The organism is Stenotrophomonas pictorum JCM 9942, assembly GCF_001310775.1.
Classification (GTDB): domain Bacteria; phylum Pseudomonadota; class Gammaproteobacteria; order Xanthomonadales; family Xanthomonadaceae; genus Stenotrophomonas; species Stenotrophomonas pictorum.
This window is the reverse complement of the sequence record NZ_BAZI01000134.1, coordinates 1-7,086: the sequence shown is the minus strand read 5'-3', so window position 1 is coordinate 7,086 and position 7,086 is coordinate 1. Positions and strand designations below refer to the sequence as shown.

At 59.8% G+C, this 7,086-nt stretch carries 5 protein-coding genes and 1 pseudogene; 1 reads left to right on the top strand and 5 read right to left on the bottom strand.

Features of this window, described 5'->3' with window-relative positions; translation table 11 throughout:
* Positions 1-80 precede the first annotated feature (80 nt).
* Positions 81-980 (top strand): annotated as a pseudogene (locus JCM9942_RS18280) (IS3 family transposase); the annotation flags it as partial.
* A gap of 52 nt (positions 981-1,032) precedes the next feature.
* Here the strand turns inward: JCM9942_RS18280 and JCM9942_RS08530 are convergent.
* The 5 genes from JCM9942_RS08530 to JCM9942_RS08510 form a co-directional block, all read right to left on the bottom strand.
* Complete coding sequence (locus tag JCM9942_RS08530) at positions 1,033-2,439, bottom strand: SIR2 family protein (protein ID WP_054659023.1); 1,407 nt, start codon at positions 2,437-2,439, stop codon at positions 1,033-1,035.
* Between the two features lie 143 nt (positions 2,440-2,582).
* Complete coding sequence (locus JCM9942_RS08525) at positions 2,583-3,296, bottom strand: TSCPD domain-containing protein (RefSeq protein ID WP_425478330.1); 714 nt, start codon at positions 3,294-3,296, stop codon at positions 2,583-2,585.
* Positions 3,297-3,381: 85 nt separating this feature from the next.
* Positions 3,382-3,753 carry a histidine biosynthesis protein HisIE gene (locus JCM9942_RS20155; protein ID WP_157722835.1) on the bottom strand — a complete coding sequence of 124 codons (372 nt, stop codon included), beginning with the start codon at positions 3,751-3,753 and terminating at the stop codon, positions 3,382-3,384.
* Positions 3,750-4,196, bottom strand: coding sequence for a hypothetical protein (locus JCM9942_RS20150; protein WP_157722834.1), 447 nt, complete (start codon positions 4,194-4,196; stop codon positions 3,750-3,752). The genes JCM9942_RS20155 and JCM9942_RS20150 overlap by 4 nt, the downstream gene beginning before the upstream one ends.
* Before the next feature lie 143 nt (positions 4,197-4,339).
* A complete protein-coding gene (locus JCM9942_RS08510; RefSeq protein ID WP_054659017.1) occupies positions 4,340-6,493 on the bottom strand; it encodes an adenosylcobalamin-dependent ribonucleoside-diphosphate reductase in 2,154 nt (717 codons plus the stop codon).
* Positions 6,494-7,086 lie beyond the last annotated feature (593 nt).

The window sequence follows — 7,086 nt, the reverse complement described above, 5'->3', positions numbered from 1 at the left end:
CCGGAGCAACTGGAGATCGCCCGGCTGAAGCGTGAACTGACCGATGCGCGTGAGGAGAACCAAATCCTAAAAAAAGCGGAGGCGTACTTCGCCAGCCAGTCCAAGCGAGGTACGCCTGGATCCACGGGCAACGGGTAAACCATCGCCTCAGGTTGCTTTGCCGTTGCCTGCAGGTTTCCTGCAGTGGTTACCACGCGTGGCGCACGCGCTTGCCGAGTCGCCGGGCCACGCAGGACGTACTACTGGGCGCGACCATTGCCAGCGTGCATCACGAGTGTCGGGCGGCTTACGGCAGCCGTCGACTGTGGCGCGAGCTGCAGTCACGCGGTATCCGCTGTGGGCGACATCACATGGACAGGCTGCGGCATCGACACGGTTTGATGACCCATCGCCGTAAACGTTTCCTGCGAGCTCATCGGGCTTACAACGCAACACCGGCGGCGCCACGTTTGCTGCAGTGGCCTTTCCATGCAACAGCGCCATGCCAGGCTTGGGTAGGCGACATCAGCCAGATATCGACCCGCGAAGGCATCCTCCACTTGGCCGTCATCCAGGACGTCTGCACGCGAAGAATTGTGGGCTGGGCAATGAGTCATCTGCAGCTGGCCAAGCTGGCTGAAGACGCCCTGGACATGGCGCTGCTGCAGTGTCGGCCAAGGCCAGGCCTGACCCTTCACCACGACCAAGGCAGCCAATACCGGAGCCTCCACTACAGGGCAAAAACGGCGAAAGCAAAAATAAGGCTGAGCATGAGCCGGCCCGGCATGCCCTATGACAACGCCATGATCGAGAGTTTCTTTGCGAATCTGAAGCTGGAAATCAATGACGGCCGCCCGTTTAAAACCCGGGAGGCCGCCAGAACTGCGATCTTTGAGTACATCGAAGTGTTCTATAACAGGGCCAGGCTGCATTCCGGGCTGGGCTACACCACGCCGTTACAAGCCGAACAGCAATATCAACCGGTCAGGACTGTCCCCTGACTACCCTGTCCACAAAACACGGGTCACTCCACTCTGACCCCTGTTTTGCCAGCTACGAAGCCGCGGCTACTCTCTTGCGCGCCTTACGTGCGCCATGAGGCCTTTCAAGATGGATCTCGTAAGGCTCTCCCACTTGCACCTTAGTCAAGAGTGCGACCGCAGCCTCACTGTATTTATGTATGACTGTATTAGTTCCAGACTTAACCGCGATATGAAACTGGTTATCGCTTGAGCATAGATCAACATCCTTTTCTGCCTTGATCTGGTCAATCAGTTTCCTAGCACCATGCCAGCTCGGAAATCCCAGTTTCCTTCCCAGTGCCGTTGTCAAATAAGGATAGGTAGCATTGAAGGTTTGTGGATCCGACAAAGACGTTATGCCGAGCAGACGAGGAAGCTCACTATCGCTGTTGGCTGCTTGCTCAAGAGTTCCGAAGTCCACTTCAAGCGTCATCTTCGGAATATCGTGCCTCACAAGATTATACGTTCGTGCCATCAACGCCCGAAGAATCTTTGGGTTAACGTTCTCAACCCCTTCAGAGGCAGCGAACGCATCAAACACCCACGTCAAGTCATTAGCCTGCATGCAATGCACGCGCATAGAACGTCCATCTCGCAGATCAAGAACTGCCTGCCTTGCTGGATACGATGACTCGTCCACTAAGGGGTCGTGAACTACATAAAAAATATTAGGAACTAGCTCGCCGTTCCCACCCAAAATCTCATCGATGTCTCTCAAAATCTCGATGACGTTGTCATCTTGGGCCGCATATCCAACAATCACAACAGGATGCTCAAGGAAAAAAGTCAGCAGCTTCGCCGAAAGATACTTCTTCCTAAGGCACCACTTTTCGTAATCCTCGTGAGTCAGAACCAGCTCACGAGGTTCATCTATCGATCCGTGTATCTTGAAAATTTCGCCGATCATCATACTCGCCGCACGAATGATCTTCTGACCAACAATCGGCGTGTATTCGGGAAAGACCTCTTCCAGCATGAGGTCATAGTTCGTAGTTATGATTGAGTTGGGACGAACTTTCCTAAGAGCAGAGATCTCCGCCAGAAGGTCACCATCAACGTCAATAATGCTGCCCACCGAGCTCTTGACGACATCCGCAACGTGATACTTAAGGTAGATATCCTTTGATACATCTTCTGCGAAGAGCTCTGGAGGAAAGCCCTCTCGTCCTACTCCCCACGCAAACCGTTGGTACGGATCAACTAGCACGCTTCCGACCTTTGGAAGCGACCCCTCACGCTGCTGCAAGTAAGGCAATTCATCTTCGATGAGAGGATTCTCCGCAATGACCCTAGCTAGCAACTCTTTCCAGCTCGGCCCACCCCCATAGCGTTTCGCAATACCGCTTCCTACAAAGAGCACTGGCTGGCAGCCGAGGTCGCGCAAACACTCCTGTGCAACCAAAGTCTGCTCAGCGATATATTCTGCGTAAGTCGGCATCCCCACTCCCATTGCACGATATACATAAAAGCTGGGCCAGCTCACTACTGACCTGGCCCAATTCGGTTTATCAAAAAACAGTCGCGACTTATCTCAACCGCACTTGCTATACCCACAATTCAAACAAGTCTGGCAGCCATCCATCACCACCAGCGCTTGGTGCTGCACTTGTGACACATGGTCGCCGCGGCCGGGAAACTGCCGTTGTCGGCACTGGCGTCCTCGCCCGCTTCCACGGCGGCAACCGCGACGGTTACGGCTTCAGCGTTTTTTTTTGAGTGTTCCTCGAACTGCTTGCGCTTCTCGGCGATCAGCGCGCGCTGGTGCGCGCTCATTTCCGGATCGTGCAGCAGGCCGATCGACTTCATGTGCTCTTCGACGATGAAGCCCAGCTCGGCCACCAGCGACGGCATGTACACGCCACCGGCCTTGAAGTAGCCGCCCTTCGGGTCGAACACGGCCTTCATCTCATCGACGATGAAGGTGACGTCGCCGCCCTTGCGGAACACGGCCGACATGATGCGGGTCAGCGCCACGATCCACTGGAAATGCTCCATCGACTTGGAGTTGATGAAGATCTCGAACGGACGGCGCAGCTCGTGCTGGGTGTCGGCGTTGAGCACGATGTCGTTGATGGTCACGTAGAAGGCGTGCTCCACCAGCGGTGATTTGATCTTGTAGGTGCTGCCGATCAGCACTTCCGGGCGCTCGATGCGCTCGTGCATGTGCACGATGTTGTCCAGCGGCGAGGCGTCCTGGACCACGGCAACCGGGGCGCTGGCCGCTGCTTCCCGGGCTTTGTCGTCCGGAGTGACGACGGAGTAACCCTTGATTTTCTTGTCGATTTTGACGGCCATGGTGCGTGTCCTGGATATGCGTGGTGGTGCGGGGTATGCGGCAGCAACCCCGTCCTCGCGGTGAGGACGGGGCGCGCGGTGCGACTTACTTGCGAGCGGCCTTCTTGACCGCTTTCTTCACGGTCGCGGCCTTTTTGGCAGCGGTCTTTTTGGCGGCCGCGGCCTGCTTGACGACCTTCTTTTCAACTTTCCTCACCGCTTTCTTGGCGGTGGCGACCTTCTTGACCGCCTTTTTCTCGGCAGTCTTTACCGCCTTCCTGGCGGCGGCGACTTTCTTGACCGCCTTTTTCTCGGCAGTCTTCACCGCCTTCCTGGCAGCGGCGACTTTCTTGACCGCCTTTTTCTCGACGGTCTTCACCGCCTTCCTGGCGGCAGCGGTCTTTTTGACCACGGCCTTGGCCACCTTCTTCTCGGTGGCCTTCACTGCCTTTTTGGTGGCAGCGGCTTTCTTGGTCACGGCCTTGGCGACCTTCTTCTCGGCGGTTTTGACCGCCTTTTTCGCCGAGGCCGCCTTGCTGGCCGCGGTCTTCTCGACCTTGGCCAGGGCCTTCTTGGCCGCGGCGCGCTTGCCGGCGCCTGCTTCTTCAGCGCGGCCGCTTCGGCCTGGGCGTTGACCTTGGCCGTTTCCAGCTTCTTGCGTACCGAGGAGACGGTCTTCTTCACTTCCTTGCTGGCGGCGGCCGCCTTCTTGGCGACGACCTTCTCGGCCTTGGCCACGGCCTTCTTCACCTTGGCGACCTGCTGCTTGGCGCCGGCCTCGGCTTTGCGGGCGCGGGCCTTGACTGCGACAACGGCGTCGCTGGCGGTGACCGCCAGGCTGTCTCCCAGATGGGCGGTGGTTTCTTTCACAGTCTCGACAACCTGGGAAACGGTCGCCGTCACACCATTACCATTGCTCATAAAGCCCTCCTCAGGCGTCGGGTCTGTAACGTGGGCGATGCTATCTCGAAGCCGATGCAACGTGGAACTCACGCGGTACAACCCGATGGCGGCGACCATCGCGTCACCGCCCCGCCGCAGCGGCGGGACGGCCGGGACATTACTCAGAACTTGCCGTAATACCCTTCTTTCAAGGCATCGAACAGGTTGGCGGCGGTGTGCATTTCGCCGTCGTATTCGATCTGCTCGTTGCCCTTGACCTCCACCGTGGAGCCGTCTTCCAGCTCGAAGCGGTAGGTGGTGTTTTCCAGGTCCGCTTCCTTGACCAGCACACCCTGGAAGGCGGCCGGGTTGAAGCGGAACGTGGTGCAGCCCTTCAGCCCCTGCTCGTGGGCGTAACGGTAGATGTCCTTGAACTGCTCGTACGGGTAGTCGGTCGGGACGTTGGCGGTCTTGGAGATCGAGCTGTCCACCCACTTCTGTGCGGCTGCCTGCACGTCCACGTGTTCCTTGGGCGAGATGTCGTCGGCGCTGATGAAGTACTCCGGCAGCTGCGCGTCGGCGCCTTCGGCAAACGGCATGGCCTTGGCGTTGACCAGCGCGCGGTAGGCCAGCAGCTCGAAGGAGAACACGTCCACCTTCTCCTTGGACTTCTTGCCTTCGCGGATCACGTTGCGGCTGTAATGGTGCGCGAACGAGGGCTCGATGCCGTTGGAGGCGTTGTTGGCGAGGCTCAGCGAAATCGTGCCGGTCGGGGCGATGGAGCTGTGATGGGTGAAGCGCGCGCCGGTTTCAGCCAGTTCCTTGACCAGTTCCGGGGCGACGGTGGCGATGCGCTGCATGTAGCGGCTGTACTTGGCGTGCAGCACCTTGCCGGCAATCTTCTGGCCGACCTTCCAGCCGTCCTTCTTCATTTCCGGACGCTGGCGCAGCATCGCGGCGGTAACGGTGAACTGCTCGTCCATGATCGGCGCGGCGCCCTTCTCGCGGGCCAGTTCCAGACCGGTTTCCCAGCCGGCCACGGCCATGTCGCGGGCGATGGCTTCGGTGAATTCGCACGATTCCTTGGAGCCGTACTTCATCTGGAGCATGGTCATGGTGCTGCCCAGGCCGAGGAAACCCATGCCGTGGCGGCGCTTGCGCATGATCTCGTTGCGCTGCTGCTCCAGCGGCAGGCCGTTGACCTCGACCACGTTGTCGAGCATGCGGGTGAACACGCGCACCACTTCCTTGTACTCGTCCCAGTCGAAGCTGGCCTTGTCGGTGAACGGATCGCGCACGAACTTGGTCAGGTTGACCGAGCCCAGCAGGCAGGCGCCGTACGGCGGCAGCGGCTGTTCGCCACACGGGTTGGTGGCGCGGATGTTTTCGCACCACCAGTTGTTGTTCATCTCGTTGACGCGGTCGATCAGGATGAAACCCGGCTCGGCGTAGTCGTAGGTGGAGACCATGATCATGTCCCACAGGTGGCGGGCACGGATATGGCCGTAGACCTTGCAGGCGACCAGGCCATCGTCGCGGACGATGTAGTTCTCGTGGGTCGGCCAGTCACGCCAGACCACGTCCTCGGCCTTGGCCAGGTCGATGTCGCCGTGTTCCTTGGTATTGAACGGGAACACCAGCGGCCAGTCGGCATCGGTCCTGACCGCCTCCATGAAACCGTCGGTGATCAGCAGCGACAGGTTGAACTGGCGCAGGCGCCCGTCCTCGCGCTTGGCGCGGATGAAATCCTTCACGTCCGGGTGCGACACGTCGAAGGTGCCCATCTGCGCGCCGCGGCGGCCACCGGCACTGGACACGGTGAAGCACATCTTGTCGTAGATATCCATGAAGGACATCGGACCGGAGGTGTAGGCGCCGGCGCCGGCGACGAATGCGCCGCGCGGGCGCAGCGTGGAGAACTCGTAGCCGATGCCGCAGCCGGCTTTCAGGGTCAGGCCCGCTTCGTGGACCTTCTCCAGGATGCCGTCCATCGAGTCGGTGATGGTGCCCGACACGGTGCAGTTGATCGTGCTGGTGGCCGGCTTGTGTTCCTGCGCGCCGGCATTGGAGGTGATGCGGCCGGCCGGGATGGCACCGCGGCGCAGCGCCCAGACGAAACGCTCGTACCAGTAGGCGCGCTTCTCGTCACTGGCTTCGGCATCGGCCAGGGCACGGGCCACGCGCTGGTAGGTACCGTCGATATCGGCATCCAGCGCTTCACCCGCCTTGGTCGTGAGGCGGTACTTCTTTTCCCAGATGTCCTGCGAGGCAGGCTGCAGAGGGATCAGGTCCGATTTGGTTTGATTGCTGACCACTTCAAGACGCACCGTGCTCATGATTATGGAAATTCTCTTCAAGGCGCCATGGGGCGCGATTTGGCTCTTCCCCGGCGGGCCGGGCGGCAACGACGACGACGCACAGCCGCGTGGTTACGCGCCTGCTGGCGGGATGAGGGGACTCCGGGGACTACCGGTTATCTGCATCGTTTTCGCTGTCATTGCACGCCTTCCGCTGGGGTGCTCGCCCCGAGCATAACCCTACTGCTTGGGGGCGCGTTTCACATCAACCCAATATCTTGTGCTGATGGCGAGGCCAAGCTTACCCAGCGGCAAGGTGATGTCAAACGAAAAATCTGCCGCCAGCCCCTTGCAATCGGCGAAGCGCTTGCCGGCCTTGGGATTGCGGCGGTGCGGAATATTTCATTGTCGATTTAGCCGTCGCCGGCCACACTCGCGTTCAGTGAATTCCGCCCCATCCCGACGCGCCCGCTGGCGCCTGTGCACGGAGCTACCGCACTTATGCGACCGATCCCCACTTTGCTGACTCTGGCCCTGGCCGCCGCCTTCGGTGGCTTCACCGCCACGGCGATCAACGCCCACCTGGACAACCGTGCCGATGCCGCGCCGCTGGCCAGCGCGCTGCCGGCCAC

Coding starts and splice junctions, on each gene's coding strand:
- JCM9942_RS08530 (WP_054659023.1), bottom strand. CDS start 2,439: ATGCCGACTTACGCAGAATATATCGCTGAGCAGACTTTGGTTGCACAG.
- JCM9942_RS08525 (WP_425478330.1), bottom strand. CDS start 3,296: ATGGCCGTCAAAATCGACAAGAAAATCAAGGGTTACTCCGTCGTCACT.
- JCM9942_RS20150 (WP_157722834.1), bottom strand. CDS start 4,196: ATGAGCAATGGTAATGGTGTGACGGCGACCGTTTCCCAGGTTGTCGAG.
- JCM9942_RS08510 (WP_054659017.1), bottom strand. CDS start 6,493: ATGAGCACGGTGCGTCTTGAAGTGGTCAGCAATCAAACCAAATCGGAC.